This window comes from Amphibacillus cookii, from assembly GCF_016908375.1.
GTDB lineage: Bacteria > Bacillota > Bacilli > Bacillales > Amphibacillaceae > Amphibacillus_C > Amphibacillus_C cookii.
This window is the reverse complement of sequence record NZ_JAFBDS010000004.1, coordinates 228,581-248,269: the sequence shown is the minus strand read 5'-3', so window position 1 is coordinate 248,269 and position 19,689 is coordinate 228,581. Positions and strand designations below refer to the sequence as shown.

Sequence of the window (19,689 nt, the reverse complement as noted above, 5' to 3'; positions counted from 1 at the left end):
ACTGTAGTAGGTTCGATCGTTAATGGACGTTACCCATTTAACTAATGAAGGCTGACTCAATCGAGTTGAGCAGTAAATTAGGGTGGTACCGCGGAGATAACTTTTCGCCCCTTATTAATAATGATAGGGGGTGGAAAGTTTTTTTATGGTTTAGGAGATGCTAATGGATGTTGATAAAGCTGAGCAAAATGTTAGTTGGAAGTGAATGGACGATGTATGGATAAAAAAACAGGGGGAATGTTGAAATGACTTATCGTGTACTGATTAGTGATCCATTAAGTGAAGATGGAATTTATCCGTTAAGTGATGCAGACAATATTACAGTAGATATGTTGACAGATTTAACACCAGAGCAATTGGCAGAAACGATTGTTGACTACGATGCATTGTTAGTAAGAAGTCAAACAAAAGTAACGAAGGAAATTATTGCAGCAGGAAAGCAATTAAAGATTATTGGTCGAGCTGGTGTTGGTGTTGATAATATCGATTTAAATGCTGCAACTGAACATGGCGTCATCGTCGTTAACGCACCAGATGGTAATACCAATTCAGCAGCTGAACATACGGTTGCGATGTTAATGGCCTTAGCACGAAAGATACCCCAAGCTTACTATGCCTTAAAACAACAGAAATGGGATCGTAAAACCCATGTTGGTGTGGAGCTGAAGGGGAAAACGTTAGGTGTAATTGGACTTGGGAGAATTGGCCGAGAAGTGGCATTGAGAGCAAAAGGACAACGGATGAAAGTGATTGCCTATGATCCCTTCTTAACAGAGGAGAAAGCAGATCAATTAGGTGTGACGCAAGGTTCAGTAGAAGATGTCATTACAGCCGCAGATTTTATTACAATCCACACCCCCTTATTAAAAGAAACCAAACATTTAATTGATGCAGCAGCCATTGCCAAAATGAAGGACGGTGTACAAATTGTCAATTGTGCTAGAGGGGGAATCATTGACGAAGATGCGTTGTACCAAGCGATTGTTGAGGGGAAAGTGGCTGGTGCAGCTCTAGATGTATTTGAACAAGAGCCTGCTACGGATCATAAGTTACTTGAGCTACCGCAAGTTATTGCCACCCCGCATTTAGGCGCAAGTACAATTGAAGCACAAGAAAGTGTTGCCATTGATGTCAGTCATGATGTTGTTCGCTTATTAAATGGTGATCTGGTCAAGAATCCAGTTAATTTACCATCTGTGCCTAAAGATATTATGCGTAAAATTGAACCATTTTTCTATTTAGCAGAAAAGTTGGGTATGTTCTTAACCCATTTAACAGACGATATTATTGAAGAGATCAATGTTTATTATTCCGGAGAGCTACATGATGTTGAAGTGGGGCCTTTAACACGTAATACAATTAAAGGGTTATTAAAAAACCATTTTGGAGACCATATTAACGATGTTAATGCAGCTTATTTAGCAGAGCAACAAGGCTTAGTGATTAATGAGCATATTACTAGCCATGCTGAAGGGTTTATCAATTTAATTAAGGTGGAAGTAAAGACAGCTACCGGAACGAAAGCTGTTGCAGGTACCCTATTAAAGGGATTAGGGCCCCGTATTGTTCAAGTCGAGAGTTATAATGTTGATCTTGTACCTGCAGGTCATGTCATTTTTATTCGTCATAAAGATCAACCTGGAGCGATTGGTAAAGTTGGCTCACTGTTAGCACAGAATCAGATTAACATTGCGACCATGCAAGTAGGACGTTCTAATGTCGGCGGTGCAGCTATTATGCTTCTAACGGTTGATGAAACGGTAACAGAACAAGATTTAGCTGTTTTAACCGAGGATGCTGATATTTTCGAAGTGACCGCCATTGAACTGTAAGACAGATATCGGATAGGCAAGACGGAATTTTCTGTCTGGCATACGAATAATCATCGATTTTTAGTCACTCTCATTGATCATTCATCCCGTTAATGATTTTAAGTTTAGTTTACAAAGACTCAAGCAATTTAGATGCTTGAGTCTTTGTGTTTCTAACCATTACCTCTTTCATATGTCTCTTACTTTTGTCCCAACTTCGTTTTTGCTTTTACTTCTTTTTTATCTCAACCGCCTACGCGATTAATCATGTAGAAACAGATTTATTGACCTGCTGCCGTTGCTGGCGATAGATGAAGCGGAGTCGTAAAAGGAAGCCGATTGCGGCACAGGTTAATCCAATAGAAATACCAATCCATAAACCGGATGGCCCGACATCAGTAAAGGCGGCGAGTAGATAACCAATGGGAATCCCAAACAACCAGTAGGAAACAAATGCAATATAAAAAGGTACTTTAACATCTTTATAGCCTCTTAACACACCTTGAAGGCCTGATTGTGCACCATCTGATAATTGGTAAAGAATCGCAATAAGAAACAGCTGACCTGCAAATTGAATCACCTCAGGGTCATTTGAATACAGACTAGCGATAGGTTCACGTAAGAAGAACATAAAGATTGCCGCAATACCTAATATACCAACGCCACTAAGTACACCTAGAAAACTATACTGCTTAGCTGCTTTAAGTCGTTCACCACCAATAGAGAAGCTAACAACAATCGTTATAGCCATTGATAAACTCAATGGAATCATAAAAACCAGGCTAGTAAAGCTGATTACAATTTGGTTAGCAGCTATTGCAATTGTTGAAAACATAACCCCAATTAATAAAGTAACGACTGAGAAAATACTTGATTCAAAGAAAATTGACAATCCAATCGGAACACCAATAGATAGTTGTTCTTTCCATGCCTTTAAAGATGGCATAACCCAATCTACGAATATTTTATAACGACGAATGACTTCAATTTTAAATAGCATCAGCACACTTGTAGCAAGAATAATCCAATAGGTGAAGGCTGTCGCATAGCCTGCGCCAATCCCACCAAGCCTTGGTAACCCAAATTGACCAAAAATTAAACTATAATTTAACAGGACATTAAATGGTACGGCGAGAATGGTGATAAACATCGTGATCCGTGTTAAACCTTGTCCATCATAAAAATTACGTAACACATTTGAAATAAACAAAGGGATTATCCCTATTGATAGGCCAATTAAATAGTGTTGGGCAATATGCTGGACCTCACCATCAAGATTCATAAAATTAAGAACTGGTGCTAGTAAGAAGCCGCCAATTAATATAATAGCAATCGCGAGCAGAACGGCTAAGTAAACCGCCTGTGTCACAATAAAATGGATCCGGTCTTTTTCGTCACGCCCTAAATGATGAGCAATAATGGGGGTAACCGCAAGCATAACGCCATTCATCCCGGTGAATACAGGGGACCAGAGGCTTGCTCCGATTGCCACACCTGCTAAATCAGAGGTGCCTACACGCCCAGCCATAACGGTATCGACTAAATTCATCATCGATAAACTGACTTGTGTAACCATAATTGGCCATAAAATTTTTAAAAATAATTGGACTTTTTCTTTAAGTGTCTCGGCATGATACATGATTTATCTCCCCCTTTCAAAGTCGCGGTTAGTGGCTGTTAAACCTTTCCAATAAATTTCCCAGCTTGCTTCCATTTTAGCGGTAGCACGCTGCTGATCCCCATAAATGAGCTCGACCGCTACTGAATCAATTAACGCAGAAAATGCAAGGTTAGCTTGTTGAGGGTTTGTCATTGAAATTTCCTGCTTGCTAACCGCTGTTTCAAAGCGCTTTATGTAAAGTGATTCTACATCGTGAATATATCTATTAAGTTGCCGATTAACTTTATCATACAAATGTATAGGCGGTAAAAAGGTATTTTTCAACCAGAATTTTAACCGGTTATCATGATTATATCGGGACAAGAAGCTTGCTAATGACGCTTTTAGAAATGTATCTAACGCGCTTGTGTAATATTGTTCGAGAAATTGTTCCTCTCTCTCTAACTCAATGGTAAATGTCTCCGTTAGCAAGCTAAGAAATAAATCTTCTTTTCCTTTAAAATGGGCATAGATCGATTGTTTTTTAATGCCAATTTGTTCAGCAATTAAGGCTAATGATGTGCCATCATAACCGCGTTCTGCGAACAAAGATAAAGCAGCTACTTTAATCTTATTAGCACTCATTGTCATACCTCCTAACAAAAAAGACTGACGAACAGTCGTCAGTCTATCGTAACAGATTTAAGTCAAGTAAACCATTGTTTTTCACTCGATGTTTATCACAGATAACCGTCCGTAAACCACCCACCACAAAATAGAGGACAGGGACAGTGGTCAATCTATTTAGGCGGGAGCTAACGGACGCTAACGTCTTGATTCAATCAGTGGGGGAAGAGTGAAAAAGCCCACTAATTGAAGGTTCTTTTTATAGTGCTTTAATTAGCTTGGGTACTTCCGCTAGCGAATCAACTTGATAAGTAGGTTTTACTTGATCAACTGCCTGTCCATGATGATTGATCCAAATGTTTTTAATCCCTGTTCGATTAGCACCGAGAATATCAGTCATTAAATTATCACCAACCATCACAACTTGATCGCCTCTAGCATTTGTCTTGTCTAAAGCGTAATCAAAGATGGCTCGATCAGGTTTGCCCCGACCAAATTCACCAGAGATAATGATGTGATCAAAGTATGTCGCAATTTCAGGTGTGATTGCTAATTTAGTTTGTTGCAATGAAGGCGAACCATTTGTTAAAAGTAAGAGTTGATAGTGCCCTTTCAATTGGCTTAACACGTTAAACGTATCTGTATAAACATAGGGGTGCTTTTTTCGTTCAATAATAAAGCGATCAGCAAGCTTTTTCGCCAGTTCCCTATCTTCAATACCGCATGCTTTTAAGCCATTTGTCCAAGCATCGACCCGATAAGTTGGCATGAGTTGGTGCATCGATTGAAAGTCTTGACCTGGATCGTCAAATGTTCCCCATAACCCTTCGAATGGATTGATACCAATCATTTGTGTAAAGGGATAGGTAGGATAGCTTTCATATAGCTTTCGTGCTTGTGTACGCACAGCAACTTCTAGCGTTTGCGGATCACAATCAGGAACGCGTTGACATGTTTCTTCAAATGCCTTTTTAATACTTTGTTTATCCCATAATAATGTATCATCTAAATCAAAAAAAATGGTAGTAATCATGATTTAACTCCTTTTTAATAGGCTATTTTTTTGATCATATAGCTTTTTTATACAATTAAAACGAATAAAATTTTAGTGAAGAAGTAGAAAACGACGAAGTGAAAATGTTAAAGGACCAAGTATAAGAAAAGCTAGTTCTTTCACTTAAGAATAGGCAAATTTAATTCGAAGATTGACAAGTTTAAAAACGTGATTTTATGATTATTAATGAATCCTTTCACTATGGTTATTATAACAAGTGAAAAGAAAAAAAGAAGATCTTTTTCAAAAAAGTTCGACAATTGCTTAAATCGTTATCGTTTGTTATTTTGCAAAGAAATCGCTATAATGATGGGTAAATCATTATATTAAGATAGTGAAAGCTTAGTTTAAGCAAGCACAGCGCTATAGCTGTGCTTTTTCTAAGTCAATCTATTACTATTGAGGTGTCATCTATGCACGAAGAAATGTTAAATAAAATAAAAGAAGGCTTTTTGGTCGGTGCAATATTTGTCGCCTTCCTGCTTATGACCTTGGTGATTCCGGCAATTGAGCTTATGACATTATTTATATTACCAATTCCAATTGCGTTTTTTGCCTATCGACAGGGATGGAAGGCTGCAACATGGTTAGGCGTGATCATCGGCTTAACCCTATTTTTATTTGCTATCTATATGTTTATCGTATCATTACCGCTAACCTTGCTTGCCGTTTTAACAGGGACGCTAATCGGTCAATCGATCAAAGCAAAACGTCATCCTTATGAAACATGGGTCCAGGGTACACTAGGTTTTATCGTGGGTTTTATCGTGTTACTGTTTGTCGTTGAATGGTTATCAGACGTTAGTTTGGCAACAGAATATCAGCTATTCGTTAGTGAGTCGTTAACATCAACCCAAGTACTCTTTGAACAATGGGGGATGGCATTAAGTGGTGATGACTTACAATTGGTTGAAGAACAAATGCTGATGGTGTTAGATTTGATTCCATCCATAATTGTGGTGACATCGATGATTCTAGCTGTTATAACACAATTTCTCACTTATAAGGTGTTGAACAAATCGATTGGAAAAGCTCTCGCTTTTCCGCCTTTTCGACGTTTTAATTTGCCGAGATTAGCATTATGGCTATATTTTGTCATTATGATGATGACATGGTTTGAATTAGAACAAGCTTCATCCTTGCAGGCGCTTATTGGAAATGCCTCTGTGGTTATCGGTGTCCTTTTTTCTTTACAAGGTTTTTCTTTTGTCTTCCATTATATGCATGCAAAGAAACAACCAAAGTTTGTTGCTGTTCTAATTACGATATTTAGTCTAATAATTTTCCCTGTAGGTCTGTACCTGACCAGAATCTTAGGTATAATTGATGTAGGATTCATGATGAAAAAAAGGTTAAAATAGATCAGACCGAATCGATTGGTGCAGTCTAATTAGGAGCTGACAGTAATGCAAACTTTCATTAAAAAGCTAAATATTAGTCCTCATATTGTCTACACGTATTTGTTAGCTTTTTTACTTTTAGGATTCACGTGGTTTGTTCAATGGATTTTAGGGCTTGTGATGACGATTTTATTAGGGTTATCCCTCTATTATACGATTCGATATGAGCAACAATTAATTAATAAACGCGAGGCTTATATCTCGACTTTATCTCATCGGGTAAAAAAGGTTGGAGAAGAGGCATTGTTAGAAATGCCGATTGGAATTGTCCTCTATAATGAACACTTCCAAGTAGAGTGGACCAATCCTTACTTAAATCAATTTACGGAGGAAGAAACGTTTGTCGGACAGCCGATTAGTGCTTTCTCAGAGCAATTGGTTCAAGCGCTCAGAGAAGGTAAGTCACTCGAAACCATTGAATTAAATGGTTGTAACTTTCAAGTAACGATAAAGACTGAAGAAAGATTATTATATTTCTTTGACCGTACTAAACAAATCGAAATTCAAAATTTATATCATAATGAACAAACCGTACTTGGTGTCATTTTTCTGGATAATTACGAGGAGATTACGCAAGCCATGGATGACACCGCAAAGAGTCAAGTGAATTCACGGGTCACGTCAATTCTTAATGACTGGTCAAATCATTATGGTATATACTTAAAGCGCACGTCTCAAGAACGCTTTCTTGCCATTATGAATCAGCAAATTCTTGCTCAATTAGAGAAGACAAAGTTTGAAATTTTAGACGAAGTGAGGGAGCTAATTTCGGATAGCAAAAATGTTCCATTAACGTTAAGTGTGGGCGTTGGGTTAGGTGGTGTTTCGTTGCCGACATTAGGTGAACTTGCTCAGTCTAGCCTTGATCTAGCTTTGGGTCGTGGTGGTGATCAAGTCGTTATCAAAGACGATGCTGGAAAGGTACGGTTTTATGGTGGAAAAACCAATCCAATGGAAAAGAGAACGCGTGTCCGTGCCCGTGTGATCTCACACGCTTTAAAAGAATTGGTTCAAGAGAGTGAGCAAGTATTAATTATGGGGCATAAATCACCTGATATGGATTCGGTTGGCTCAGCAATAGGGGTTTTAAAAATTGCGATTGCTAATGGGGTCGATGCATTTATCGTATTGGATGAGCAAGATTTAGATACGGGTGTCGAGCGGTTAATTGATGAAGTGAGAAACTCAGAATTATGGCCGTATTTTATCTCGCCAGAGGAAGCCCAAGAGATGGTGACTAAATCGACATTATTGGTTGTCGTTGATACGCACAAACCTTCACTTGTAGCAGAGGAACGACTATTAAACAAAACAGATTATGTGGTGGTGATTGACCACCATCGTCGAGCAGAAGAGTTTATTGAACACCCAACGCTGGTTTATATGGAGCCCTATGCGTCTTCAACCGCTGAGCTCGTAACAGAACTACTTGAGTATCAACCACGATCATTAAAATTAAATATGCTGGAATCGACGGCCTTATTATCAGGTATTATTGTTGATACGAAGAGCTTTACATTAAGGACAGGATCAAGAACGTTTGATGCAGCTTCCTATCTACGCTCGAAAGGCGCTGACACCGTGCTTGTTCAACGCTTTATGGAAGAAGATTTAGACATTTATATTAAACGTAGTCATTTAATAGAAAATACGATTATTCACAAAGGAAATATTGCTATCGCAAGAGCTGAACCTGGACAAGAATTCAGTCCAGTCGTTATTGCTCAAGCTGCTGACACGTTACTCACCATGAGCGGCATCGATGCTTCATTTGTTATATCGGAGCGGGTTGATGGGAGAGTTGGCCTCAGCGCTCGTTCTCTTGGTGATGTGAATGTGCAATTAATTATGGAGCAAATGAATGGCGGCGGCCATTTAACCAATGCGGCTACACAATTAAGTGATGTTTCGATTCAAGATGCTTATCAACAATTAATTAAAATTATTGATCAATCAGTCGAAGGAGGAGACGACTAATGAAAGTTATTTTCACTAAAGACGTAAAAGGAAAAGGTAAAAAAGGGGAAGTAAAAAACGTTTCTGAAGGCTATGCACGTAATTATTTATTAAAAAATAATTTAGCGGTTGAAGCGACGCCAGGTAATTTAAAAGGTTTGCAAGCTCAGAAGAAGAAAGAACAACAGAAGGAGCAAGAGATCGTTGAAGAAGCAAAGCAATTAAAAGAAACCTTAAAAAACTTGGAAGTCACCTTAAAGACGAAAGCCGGAGATGGCGGGCGTTTGTTTGGATCAATAACAAGTAAACAAATTGCTGAACAACTTGAAAAAAATCATAATATTAAAATCGATAAGAGAAAGATTGAGTTAGATCAGCCGATTCGTTCATTAGGTTACTCAAACGTTCCTGTTAAGTTGCACCCAGAGGTAACTGGTGAGATTCGTGTACATGTCACCGAAGCATAAACTAAAAAAGCGGAAGCAATAAAGGCCAAAATGATAAAGTACCAATGCTATAAAAGCTAACAGATTTACGGAAGAGCTAGCGAATGCAAGTTTTTCTAATGATAAGTATTAAGAAGTGAAGCCACATTTACTTATATTAAAGTGAATGTGCGTTTCTATATTAAGAGAAAAGCCTTAGCTAATGTAGAGGCTTTAAGTGCTTTTTGGTTTGGGAGAAGGAGGAGAGAGGCATGAGTGAAGGATGGGAAGAACAGCGGACCCCCCCTCATAATATCGAAGCTGAACAAGCTGTCATAGGTGCGATTTTTCTTGAACCTGAGGCGATGTCGACCGCATCAGAACTATTAATGCCTGCTGACTTTTATCGGGCAGCACATCAACGTATATTTCAAGTGATGATGCAATTGACTGATCGTGGCGAACCGATTGATCTCGTCACAGTAACAACAGCACTTTCAAATGCTAAAATGCTAGAAGATATCGGTGGTGTTACTTATTTAACCGAAGTAGCAAATGCTGTACCCACAGCCGCCAATGTGAGTTATTATACAAAAATAGTTGAAGAAAAAGCGTTGTTACGTCGCTTAATTCGTACAGCGACGGATATTGTGACAGAGAGCTTTACGAAAGAAGATGATGTGGAAGATGTCTTAAGTGAAGCAGAGAAAAATATTTTAGAAGTGAGTAATCGTAAAAATGCCGGTGCTTTTAAAAACATTAAAGATGTCCTAATTGATGTTTATGATAATATTGAAATGCTTCATCAACACGATGGTGATGTAACAGGTATACCAACGGGATTTCGTGACCTTGACCAAATTACCTCAGGTTTTCAGCGTAATGATCTGATTATTGTTGCCGCTCGTCCTTCTGTTGGTAAAACAGCCTTTGCTTTAAATATTGCGCAAAATGTTGCGATCAATACAGATGAGAATGTTGCGATTTTCAGTTTAGAGATGGGTGCTGATCAATTGGTTAATCGTATGCTTTGTGCAGAAGGTAATATTGATGCCCAGCGCTTGAGAACGGGTCATCTTGAGCCGGACGACTGGGCGAAGTTAACGATGGCGATGGGAAGCTTATCGAATGCGGGAATCTTTATCGATGATTCACCAGGCATTCGTGTTAATGAAATTCGCTCTAAATGTAGACGTTTAAAACAGGAACATGGGCTTGGCATGATTTTAATTGATTATTTGCAACTCATTCAAGGAAGTGGAGCAGGAGCAAAGGAGAACCGTCAACAAGAGGTATCGGAAATCTCTAGGTCATTAAAAGGATTAGCTAGAGAATTGAATGTACCTGTTATTGCTCTATCACAATTATCTCGTGGCGTGGAATCGCGACAAGATAAACGACCGATGATGTCAGACCTTCGTGAATCAGGAAGTATTGAGCAAGATGCTGATATTGTAGGGTTCCTTTATCGAGATGATTATTACGATAAAGAATCAGAGAAGCAAAATATTATTGAAATTATTATTTCAAAGCAACGTAATGGTCCGGTTGGTAACGTAGAACTTGCTTTTGTAAAAGAATATAATAAATTCGTCGATTTAGATCATCGTTACAGTGATGCTGATGTACCACCGGCGTAATAGTACAGGGAATGTCAGACAATGGTTGCCAACCATTGTCTTTTTTTTTATCACAGATAACCGTCCGTAAAACACCCACCGATTGAAGGCTCGTTTTATCCGGTTAGAAAAGGATAAGAAAAGTTAGTGTTTTTCTTATCACTAAGGGAATAATAAACTATTCACGGGTATAAAGCTGGCATCGTTTTATTGAATATAGATAAAAGGCGAACGAAATATAGTAGTTTTAACTAAATGTTCGTAAATGAATTGACATTCGAGATGGCGATTGGTACACTAACCTTGGTTGAATTGTACATTATATAAATAAATTAAACTATACCGTTTGGCGGAGGTGCCGAAAATGACATCAGTAGTAGTGGTAGGAACGCAATGGGGCGATGAAGGAAAAGGGAAAATCACTGACTTTTTATCGCAAAATGCCGAAGTTGTCGCCCGTTATCAAGGTGGAAATAATGCAGGGCATACAATAAAATTTGATGGAGTGACTTATAAGCTTCATTTAATTCCTTCTGGTATTTTCTTTGAAGAAAAAACAAGTGTTCTAGGTAATGGAATGGTCATCGACCCTAAAGCACTCGTTGAAGAATTAAGCTATTTAGCGGATAAACAAGTAAAAACAAAAAATTTAAAAATTAGTAATCGTGCACATATTATTTTGCCTTACCATTTAAAATTGGATTTACTGCAAGAAGAGGAAAAAGGCATTAACAAAATTGGAACAACTAAAAAAGGGATTGGCCCAGCTTATATGGATAAGGCTGCACGCGTGGGCATTCGAGTTGCCGATTTGTTAGATAAAGATGTGTTTCGTGAAAAATTAGAACAGAATTTAGCAGAAAAAAATCGACTATTTAAAAAAGTATATGAAGTTGATGAGCTTAAAGTTGATGATATATTAGATGAATATTATCAATATGGTCAAGAAATTAAGAAATATGTGGTTGACACTTCTGTTGTGCTTAACGATGCGTTAGACCAAGGGCGTCGTGTGCTATTTGAGGGAGCCCAAGGTGTTATGCTTGATATTGATCAAGGTACATATCCGTTTGTCACGTCATCTAATCCCATTGCTGGGGGAGTAACCATTGGTTCTGGTGTTGGTCCTTCTAAGATTAATCATGTCGTTGGTGTATCGAAAGCTTATACCACACGTGTAGGTGATGGCCCGTTCCCAACGGAATTAAATGATCAAATTGGTGAGCAGATTCGTGAGGTTGGTAATGAATATGGTACAACGACAGGACGACCACGTCGCGTAGGGTGGTTTGATAGTGTTGTTGTTGCTCATGCGAGACGTGTGAGTGGCATTACAGATTTGTCCTTGAATTCGATTGATGTGTTGACAGGCATAGAAACGTTAAAGATATGCGTAGCCTATCGTTATCAAGGTGAGATCATTAAAGAATTTCCCGCTAGTTTAAAAGTACTAGCTGAATGTGAACCGGTCTATGAAGAGCTACCAGGTTGGACTGAAGATATTACAGGTGTCAAAAGCCTGGATGAATTACCAGTTAATGCACGTCACTACTTGGAGCGCATTTCACAGCTCACACAAATTCCATTGTCAATTTTCTCAGTTGGTCCCGATCGTAATCAAACGAACGAAATACGTAATGTATATCGCTTGGTTTAAACAGAATTCTATTTAAATGTGGCGTCTAGCAGTCAAAGCATTTGCACGCCGATCATAAGACATTGTTGGTTTAGCTCAAGCTCAAACCAACAATGTCTTTTTTCTATGAATAAAAAAGTTAATGCGATGAGGATAAGTCTCTGAATAGTTGCAAATGAGGGGCTAATATTACAATAGATTGATAAAAATGCCAACTATGATACAGTTTGATTACATTATGATAAAAGGGGTTTATAATCTATCTTTTAATATGGTAATCTACAAGAGGTTAAATAAGGGATGAGACAATCGGTTCAGGAGGATTATACCATGTATAAAGGTAGGCGTTTAAATATATCAATAGCTGATTTATTAATAGCGATGATAATCGTATTGGCGATTTTAATGTTAATAGGCTTTGGTGCATCACAAACACAAGTTGTAAATGCTCAAAGTGATCAAGCGTTGCCGACGATCTATCATATCTATTTAGATGATGATTATGTCGGCTTTATCGATGATCAATCGATCGTAACAAACTATATAGATGAACGTGTGGAACAGGTTGAACAAGACGCAGATGATGACTATACATATGGTTTAAAACAAGAACTTATGTTTATCCCAGAACGTGTTTTTAACAATCAAACGAATAAAGACCAATTACTAGAAAGCTTAGACGAAGTAATGATTATTGAGGTCGAAGCAACAGTGTTAGCGCTTGGCGATCAAATGGTTGGGTATTTTGCTAATGAAGACATGGTTGATCAAACGTTATTTGATTATAAAGCTAAATATGTAGATGAAGACATATTAGAACAATTAGAAGAGCAAGATACAGACGAAGTTGAGCTCGAGACGGGTGAAACGAAGGTATTAGATGTTAGCTTATCTGAAGAGGTAAGTCTATCAGATGAGGTCGTAGCTAAAGATCAGCTTTTATCAGTAGAAGATGGTGTTGAAATCTTAGAAAAAGGAACACTTGAAGAGCTGATTCATGAAGTAAGTGACGGTGATACCTTATCCTCTATTGCAGCCGCATATGATCTAACAACGGAAACATTACTAGATTTAAATGATGATCTAGATGAAGATAGTCTATTGCAGCTTGAACAAGAGCTTAATGTGACCGATTATGTAGCATTTGCTGATGTGATTGTTTATGAAGAAGAGCTTGTTGAAGAAACGATTAGCTATCAAACAGAAATTGAAGAATCTGAAGAGCTCTATCGTGGTGAATCAGAGACGAAGCAAGAAGGTCAAGATGGTGAGAAAGAAGTACATTATGCAATAGAGCGCGTCAATGGAGAAGTATCCGAACGAGAGACGATCAATGAAGAGGTAGTAAAAGAAGCTGTAGATGAGATTATTGTAGAAGGAACGAAAGTTATGGACTCTAGAGGGACTGGAGATTTTGTTTGGCCGGCAGTAGGCGGATATATCTCTAGTCAGTACGGCCCGCGGTGGGGTTCATTTCATAGTGGGATTGATATTGCTCGCCCATCAAACCGCGATATTTTAGCAGCCGATAATGGCACCGTCGAAAAAACCAGCTATGACGCGAATGGGTATGGTCATTATATCGTAATTAACCATAATAATGGCTACAAAACGTTGTATGCTCATCTTGAGCAGGTAGATGTTAGTGTTGGACAAACTGTACCTAAAGGATCAAAAATTGGTGTCATGGGCACTACGGGGCGCTCAACAGGTGTCCACTTACATTTTGAAGTTTCAGAAAATGGTTCTACCATTAATCCCAACCAAGTGCTTAATTAAAACTATCTTTTAAGCCTCTGCTAGATTAATAGCAGAGGCTTTTGCTTAAACTTGTACAAAGAAAGACTTTTGTGATAAAGTACGTTAAAATATAGCTACAGAATAATATATGATCGGGAGGCTACAAAATGAGTCAAAAAATACTAGTTGTTGATGATGAAAAGCCAATTGCAGATATATTAAAATTTAATTTAGAAAAAGAGGGATACGAAGTGGTTTGTGCCTATGATGGGGATGAAGCCATTGAACGTACCCATCAGGAGAATCCAGATTTGTTGCTTTTAGATATTATGTTGCCTAAACGTGATGGTAATGAAGTATGTCGTGAAGTGAGAAAAACACATAATATGCCGATTATTATGATAACAGCTAAAGATTCTGAAATAGATAAAGTGCTTGGCTTGGAATTGGGTGCGGATGACTACGTAACGAAACCATTTAGTAATCGTGAAGTTATTGCCCGTGTTAAAGCTAATTTAAGGCGTCAGCAACAGCCACTAGATCAACCAAACGCTAATAAAGATATCCAAGTTAGCTCACTGGTGATTCATCCAGATGCATATGCCGTGACGAAAGAAGGGAAACAAGTTGAGCTCACCCACCGAGAGTTTGAACTTCTCCATTATTTAGCTCGACATTTAGGTCAAGTGATGACAAGAGAGCACTTACTTGAGACGGTTTGGGGTTATGATTATTATGGTGACGTTAGAACGGTTGATGTTACAGTAAGACGACTTCGAGAGAAAATTGAAGATAGCCCAAGCAATCCTTTATGGATTATTACACGCAGAGGTGTTGGCTACTATTTACGTAATCCTGAACAGGAGTAATCACATGAAAAAAGTGAGTTTCTTTCAATCGATACAGTGGAAAATTACCGCGATTATGATCTTGTTATTGCTATTAGCGATTCAAGTCATTGGCGCTTATTTTTCACAAGGGTTGGAAACAGATTTAAAAGAAAATTTTGAAGAAGGTATTGAAGAACGTTTAGAAGTGCTCAGTTACAATATTAAAGAGGCATTCCTTCAAGATCGACCTGAGGATGGCTCTGGCCCAACTTTGGAACAAGATGTTGCAAATATTCTCGCATTATATGGTCAGAGTGAGGTGTATTCTAAGCTTCAAATCGTAGACCGGCAATTTCGGATCGTGGGTACCAATACACAGGCTGACGATATAGGCAAATTGGTGACAGGTGATAGTAATGTCAGGCCTGCTATTATATCAGGAACGCCCTCGCGATCGATTCAACGGAATCAAAGTACCGGTGAGCGACATTTAGTACGGATTTATCCCATGTCAAATAATGAGGATGAGCCGATGGGTGCGATTTATTTAGAAGCATCGATGGAAGAAGTTTACCAGCAGTTATCTAGAATTAATAATATTTTCTTAAATGGAACCCTTGTTGCGATCATCATATCCGCTTTAGTAGGTATACTCGTTGCTCGCTCGATCACCAAGCCGATTAAAGAGATGCGAAAACAAGCGCAAGTTATGGCCGAAGGTGACTTTTCTCAAAAGGTTAATGTGTATGGTGCTGATGAGATTGGCCAACTTGCTGATAACTTTAATGAAATGAATGAGAAAATTAAAGTAGCCAATCATACGACTGAAGAAGAGCGCCGCAAATTAAGTTCAATCTTAGCAAATATGTCAGACGGTGTTATTGCGACAGATGAAGCGGGAAAAATTACGATGATGAATGATCCAGCCGCGATTTTAATTGGTCAGTCGATTGAACAAGTACGTGGTCAACTGATTTTTACTGTTTTACAGCTTGAAGAGCATTCGGTTGATTTTATGGAACTGCAAGATTCCGGATCGCTGACGATTGATTTTAGCGATGATAATCAGTTTTTCTTATTAAAGGCTAATTTTACAGTGGTACAAGATGAGAGAGATCAGTTTGCGGGTCTAATTACGGTTTTAAGTGATGTGACAGAACAAGAAAAAGTTGAACAAGAGCGTCGCGAATTCGTTTCAAATGTTTCCCATGAATTGAGGACACCACTAACAACGATGCGAAGTTACCTAGAAGCACTTAGTGATGGTGCTTGGCAAAACGATGAGATTGCGCCACAATTTTTAGAGGTAACTCAAAATGAAACTGAACGAATGATTCGGCTTGTTAATGACTTGCTACAGTTATCGAAAATGGATCATAAAGAGCAGGAAATGGTAAAAGAACGGGTGAATGTGGTGCCGTTTTTTCATCATGTATTGGATCGTTTTGAGATGAACAAAGACGAGTCTGTAAGAATTGAACGTCAAATTCCTCGAGATAGTATCTTCCTCTGGATGGACAAAGATAAAATTATTCAAGTTGTTGATAATATTATGTCGAATGCTTTAAAGTACTCGCCCCAACAAGGCAGTATTCGCTTTCGGATGACCAAGGAACGAAATCGCGTAAAGATTATGATTGCTGATCAAGGTCCAGGAATTGCACCGGAAAAGATCGATAAAGTATTTGATCGGTTTTATCGGGCAGATGCGGCACGATCAAGAAAGCTTGGAGGTACGGGTTTAGGTCTAGCCATTGCTAAAGAGATCATTCTGAATCACCAAGGTCAAATATGGGCAGAAAGTAAAGAAGGTAATGGGACTAAAGTGTACTTCTCCTTACCTTTGATTAGCCGTAAACGGGAGGGTTGAGTTTGAGCATGAATCTTGAATATTTAAAATCTATTTTACTCGTGTCATTAATTGCTTCTAGTTTGCTGTTAACCTTGGCGTTGTGGAACCATCAACCGGATTTCGAACTGACACGTGATGAAGACGATTTAATTGATGCCCAAATTGAGGATGGCGAACGGCTAAGCAGACGAGATGTCCTCAAACCTACCCGAATTATTTTACATGATGACCAATCGCTTGATCCCATTGGTTTTAAGGACCAAGAGGTTGAACAAGCTGTTTATGCTAATATATTGGATTATGGTTTGTATGATTTTTCTGCTTTTCCCGTTGATGAAGAATGGCTTGACAGTCAAGAAAATCGGATTGAGATTATTTTTCCTGCAGAAATGCAAGGTGACATGATTTACGATTTGTTTTCTTTAGATCAAGATACGCGTATTCCTGAAGGTCGCTTTAACCGGATTGAAATAATATTGGACCAAGATGATGCAAGTTATCAAATCATCTTTCGTAATGATGAAAATCAAGAAGTAATTGGTGCAAGTCTGCAGAATTATAGCTCTGAGGTAGAAAGCTTAGAAAGCTTCTTTAATACAGAGGACTTCATATCTTTTACCACGTATGAAGGGAGTAGAGAAACACCTATTTACTTACCAAATACGATGGATCGTGATGTGTTGTTGTTCTCTTTCGCAGAATTGGATTATGAGCCTTTCGTTAATTTCTTATTTAGTAAGCCTTCTATAGTGCGACGTGGAATGACGATTGAAGGTCATACCAGTTTAATTGATGGCACAAGAGAATTGATGATTGAGTCAGATCGAATTTTTTTTACAAATCCAACAAATGAAGAAAAGCATTTAGAAGATGAGTTGACTGAGTACGAGCTGTTTGATCAAGTCCAGACATTTGTCAATACGCATAATGGCTTTACTTTTGAAGAGCCATTTCACTACTTTTTATCTAGGGTAACTAAAAACACTGAAACCAGCTTAATAGAGTATAGTCTGTCTTATAATGGGGTGCCAATCTTCTATGATGAACAAGTAGCTAAAATATCGGTTGCATGGCATAATCAAGAGGTCTATCAATATAGCCATCCACTTGTGACACTGGTTGAACGTCGTGGTGTGGCAAGGGAGTCTAGACAATTGCCCGATACGGAAACGGTGGTAGAGATACTAGAGAGTGATTATTATCGAGGAAGTTCGGTTTACGATGTAACGCTCGGTTATCGCGTTAATGAACAACGGAATGGACAAGGACAAGTATATGAACTTGTCCCGACTTGGTATGTGAAAGGTGTCAATGGCTGGCAACCGTTAAATATTCCAGCAGAAATGACAGGAGGCGATGATAGTGCAGTGGGGTCAAATTAAAACACTCTTTATTATATGCTTCTTGGTTTTAAATATTTTCCTTGTTCGCCAGCTCTTAGGTCGACAAGAAGAAGATCTATCTTTTATTCCGGAGACATCGAGAGAAGAAGAATTAGAATTCAATATTAATGGGCTTAATATATTATCTAATGAAAGTTATACAGCCCCTTTACTTAATGCAAATAGTTTTAATTATAATGAAGAAGGCGCGGGTCAATTAGAAGATTTGCCGAATCAACAGTCAATAGTGGTTGATGATCACTATCTTTTTTCAAGATTTGATGAGCCAGTTTCGATTAATATTGAGGAAGAAAATGAATATCGAGAAATATTTAGTCAATTTGTTTTTAATGGTGGTTCATATAGTTACTGGGGAGAAATGGAATCTGCTAATGTTTTAGTGTTTTTCCAACACTTCGAATACCCTGTTTTTTTTAATGAGAATGCGCTATTACTTGTGCAATTAAATGGTGATGGTGATATGACACAATATGTTCAAACGCGCTTAGTTAAAGGCGAAGAGGATGATGAAGAACAAAGCTTAATTCAACAATACGATGCGGTTTATCGACTTTATCATCATACCAATGCATTACAAACCGGTGATGAAATTACAGATGTGAACTTAGGTTATCACAACATTGTTTCGTTGCCTAATGGTGAGCAATTATTAAATCCAACTTGGGATATTGAAGTCAATGGTGATGACCATCAGTTTATTAATGCAATTGAAGGTCATGATTATTCGCGTAATAATGACTTTTATGCTGATGTTCTGGTTGAATTTATTGACTTACTTGATCAAGCAGAAGAAGACAGACTGGCTTATTACAACTTAGATTTAGATGACGAAGAAGAAGAGCAACCAGAGGCTCTTTTAAACACGATTAAACAGTCTCTGATCGGTATTTATCATAATATAGCTGAGGTGGAATCAGAATGACATTAAGCTTTTCAGTACTTGCCTCAGGGAGCACGGGCAATGCTTTTTATATTGGAACAGAAAACGAGAGAATCTTGGTAGACGCAGGGTTAAGTGGTAAGCAATTGGATCGGCTTTTTCAAGAAGTGAAGATTGATCCCGCGCAACTATCACGTATTCTGGTTACACACGAACATAGTGATCATATTAAAGGACTTGGCATTATTGCACGTAAATATAATTTGCCGATCTATGCCAATGAGAAGACATGGAAGGCAATGGAAGGAAGCCTTGGCAAATTATCATTAGATCAGAAGTTTACTTTTGATATGGAACAAGTCAAGTGTTTTGGTGACCTTGACGTTGAATCTTTTGGTGTCTCCCATGATGCGGCAGAACCGATGTTTTTCACGTTTCATCATCAAGGCAAGAAAGTGGCTTTAGTGACCGACTTAGGCTATGTTTCAGAGCGGATTAAAAAAACCGTAGAGCATGCCGATGCACTCATTTTCGAAGCAAACCATGATGTTTCAATGTTACAAATGGGGAGATACCCATGGAATGTAAAACGACGCATTCTCGGTGATTACGGTCATGTCTCTAATGATGACTGTGCTGTAGCGTTAGAAGATATTATAGGTGATCAGACAAAGCGTATATACTTGGCACATTTAAGCAAGGATAATAACATTAAGGAATTAGCACGCATGTCAGTAGAAAATCATTTACAAACAGTTGGATTTCCTGTTCATGACAGATTAGAAATTCATGACACGGATCCTACTACACCTACACCACTTTATCAAGTCGTTTAAGATTTTATCTATTGTGGTAA

15 protein-coding genes and 1 other annotated feature (1 of these 16 running past the window's edge) are annotated in these 19,689 nt (G+C 38.3%); of the genes, 12 read left to right on the top strand and 3 right to left on the bottom strand.

Annotated elements, in window-relative coordinates; all coding sequences use genetic code 11:
* Positions 1-115 (top strand) — a binding site (T-box leader); it begins 112 nt to the left of the window's first position.
* Positions 116-245: 130 nt separating this feature from the next.
* The gene (gene serA, locus JOE23_RS07755; protein WP_204437264.1) at positions 246-1,832 is read left to right on the top strand and encodes a phosphoglycerate dehydrogenase; all 1,587 of its coding nucleotides are present in this window, start codon (positions 246-248) and stop codon (positions 1,830-1,832) included.
* A 244-nt stretch (positions 1,833-2,076) separates the two neighbouring features.
* Here the strand turns inward: serA and JOE23_RS07750 are convergent, their stop codons facing one another.
* The 3 genes from JOE23_RS07750 to JOE23_RS07740 all read right to left on the bottom strand — a co-directional run bounded on the left by JOE23_RS07750 (position 2,077) and on the right by JOE23_RS07740 (position 5,071).
* Positions 2,077-3,450 carry an MATE family efflux transporter gene (locus JOE23_RS07750; protein WP_204437259.1) on the bottom strand — a complete coding sequence of 458 codons (1,374 nt, stop codon included), beginning with the start codon at positions 3,448-3,450 and terminating at the stop codon, positions 2,077-2,079.
* Positions 3,451-3,453: 3 nt separating this feature from the next.
* On the bottom strand, positions 3,454-4,056 hold the full coding sequence (locus JOE23_RS07745) for a TetR/AcrR family transcriptional regulator (RefSeq protein ID WP_204437257.1): 603 nt from the start codon (positions 4,054-4,056) through the stop codon (positions 3,454-3,456).
* A 241-nt stretch (positions 4,057-4,297) separates the two neighbouring features.
* Positions 4,298-5,071 (bottom strand): HAD family hydrolase, encoded by a 774-nt coding sequence (locus tag JOE23_RS07740; protein WP_204437255.1) that lies wholly within the window; start codon positions 5,069-5,071, stop codon positions 4,298-4,300.
* A 434-nt stretch (positions 5,072-5,505) separates the two neighbouring features.
* On the opposite strand from JOE23_RS07740, the gene JOE23_RS07735 reads away from it, so the two are divergent.
* From JOE23_RS07735 to JOE23_RS07685, 11 genes are all read left to right on the top strand, one after another.
* Positions 5,506-6,453, top strand: a complete 948-nt coding sequence (locus tag JOE23_RS07735; RefSeq protein WP_204437252.1) for a YybS family protein — start codon at positions 5,506-5,508, stop codon at positions 6,451-6,453.
* A 45-nt stretch (positions 6,454-6,498) separates the two neighbouring features.
* Positions 6,499-8,469, top strand: a complete 1,971-nt coding sequence (locus JOE23_RS07730; protein ID WP_204437251.1) for a DHH family phosphoesterase — start codon at positions 6,499-6,501, stop codon at positions 8,467-8,469.
* On the top strand, positions 8,469-8,915 hold the full coding sequence (rplI, locus tag JOE23_RS07725; protein ID WP_204437250.1) for a 50S ribosomal protein L9: 447 nt from the start codon (positions 8,469-8,471) through the stop codon (positions 8,913-8,915). Before JOE23_RS07730 ends, rplI begins: the two co-directional genes overlap by 1 nt.
* Positions 8,916-9,145: 230 nt before the next feature.
* A complete protein-coding gene (dnaB, locus tag JOE23_RS07720) occupies positions 9,146-10,513 on the top strand; it encodes a replicative DNA helicase (RefSeq protein WP_204437249.1) in 1,368 nt (455 codons plus the stop codon).
* 343 nt (positions 10,514-10,856) lie between these two features.
* Positions 10,857-12,149, top strand: a complete 1,293-nt coding sequence (locus tag JOE23_RS07715; RefSeq protein ID WP_204437248.1) for an adenylosuccinate synthase — start codon at positions 10,857-10,859, stop codon at positions 12,147-12,149.
* A 309-nt stretch (positions 12,150-12,458) separates the two neighbouring features.
* The gene (locus tag JOE23_RS07710; protein ID WP_204437247.1) at positions 12,459-13,907 is read left to right on the top strand and encodes a M23 family metallopeptidase; all 1,449 of its coding nucleotides are present in this window, start codon (positions 12,459-12,461) and stop codon (positions 13,905-13,907) included.
* A gap of 128 nt (positions 13,908-14,035) precedes the next feature.
* Positions 14,036-14,737, top strand: a complete 702-nt coding sequence (gene yycF / locus JOE23_RS07705; protein ID WP_017471558.1) for a response regulator YycF — start codon at positions 14,036-14,038, stop codon at positions 14,735-14,737.
* Positions 14,738-14,741: 4 nt separating this feature from the next.
* Positions 14,742-16,568, top strand: a complete 1,827-nt coding sequence (gene walK / locus JOE23_RS07700; RefSeq protein ID WP_204437244.1) for a cell wall metabolism sensor histidine kinase WalK — start codon at positions 14,742-14,744, stop codon at positions 16,566-16,568.
* 8 nt (positions 16,569-16,576) lie between these two features.
* Complete coding sequence (locus JOE23_RS07695) at positions 16,577-17,932, top strand: YycH family regulatory protein (RefSeq protein WP_204437438.1); 1,356 nt, start codon at positions 16,577-16,579, stop codon at positions 17,930-17,932.
* Positions 17,913-18,875, top strand: a complete 963-nt coding sequence (locus JOE23_RS07690; RefSeq protein ID WP_204437242.1) for a two-component system regulatory protein YycI — start codon at positions 17,913-17,915, stop codon at positions 18,873-18,875. Before JOE23_RS07695 ends, JOE23_RS07690 begins: the two co-directional genes overlap by 20 nt.
* The gene (locus JOE23_RS07685) at positions 18,872-19,669 is read left to right on the top strand and encodes an MBL fold metallo-hydrolase (protein WP_204437239.1); all 798 of its coding nucleotides are present in this window, start codon (positions 18,872-18,874) and stop codon (positions 19,667-19,669) included. Before JOE23_RS07690 ends, JOE23_RS07685 begins: the two co-directional genes overlap by 4 nt.
* Positions 19,670-19,689 lie beyond the last annotated feature (20 nt).

Coding starts and splice junctions, on each gene's coding strand:
- serA (WP_204437264.1), top strand. CDS start 246: ATGACTTATCGTGTACTGATTAGTGATCCATTAAGTGAAGATGGAATT.
- JOE23_RS07750 (WP_204437259.1), bottom strand. CDS start 3,450: ATGTATCATGCCGAGACACTTAAAGAAAAAGTCCAATTATTTTTAAAA.
- JOE23_RS07745 (WP_204437257.1), bottom strand. CDS start 4,056: ATGAGTGCTAATAAGATTAAAGTAGCTGCTTTATCTTTGTTCGCAGAA.
- JOE23_RS07740 (WP_204437255.1), bottom strand. CDS start 5,071: ATGATTACTACCATTTTTTTTGATTTAGATGATACATTATTATGGGAT.
- JOE23_RS07735 (WP_204437252.1), top strand. CDS start 5,506: ATGCACGAAGAAATGTTAAATAAAATAAAAGAAGGCTTTTTGGTCGGT.
- JOE23_RS07730 (WP_204437251.1), top strand. CDS start 6,499: ATGCAAACTTTCATTAAAAAGCTAAATATTAGTCCTCATATTGTCTAC.
- rplI (WP_204437250.1), top strand. CDS start 8,469: ATGAAAGTTATTTTCACTAAAGACGTAAAAGGAAAAGGTAAAAAAGGG.
- dnaB (WP_204437249.1), top strand. CDS start 9,146: ATGAGTGAAGGATGGGAAGAACAGCGGACCCCCCCTCATAATATCGAA.
- JOE23_RS07715 (WP_204437248.1), top strand. CDS start 10,857: ATGACATCAGTAGTAGTGGTAGGAACGCAATGGGGCGATGAAGGAAAA.
- JOE23_RS07710 (WP_204437247.1), top strand. CDS start 12,459: ATGTATAAAGGTAGGCGTTTAAATATATCAATAGCTGATTTATTAATA.
- yycF (WP_017471558.1), top strand. CDS start 14,036: ATGAGTCAAAAAATACTAGTTGTTGATGATGAAAAGCCAATTGCAGAT.
- walK (WP_204437244.1), top strand. CDS start 14,742: ATGAAAAAAGTGAGTTTCTTTCAATCGATACAGTGGAAAATTACCGCG.
- JOE23_RS07695 (WP_204437438.1), top strand. CDS start 16,577: ATGAATCTTGAATATTTAAAATCTATTTTACTCGTGTCATTAATTGCT.
- JOE23_RS07685 (WP_204437239.1), top strand. CDS start 18,872: ATGACATTAAGCTTTTCAGTACTTGCCTCAGGGAGCACGGGCAATGCT.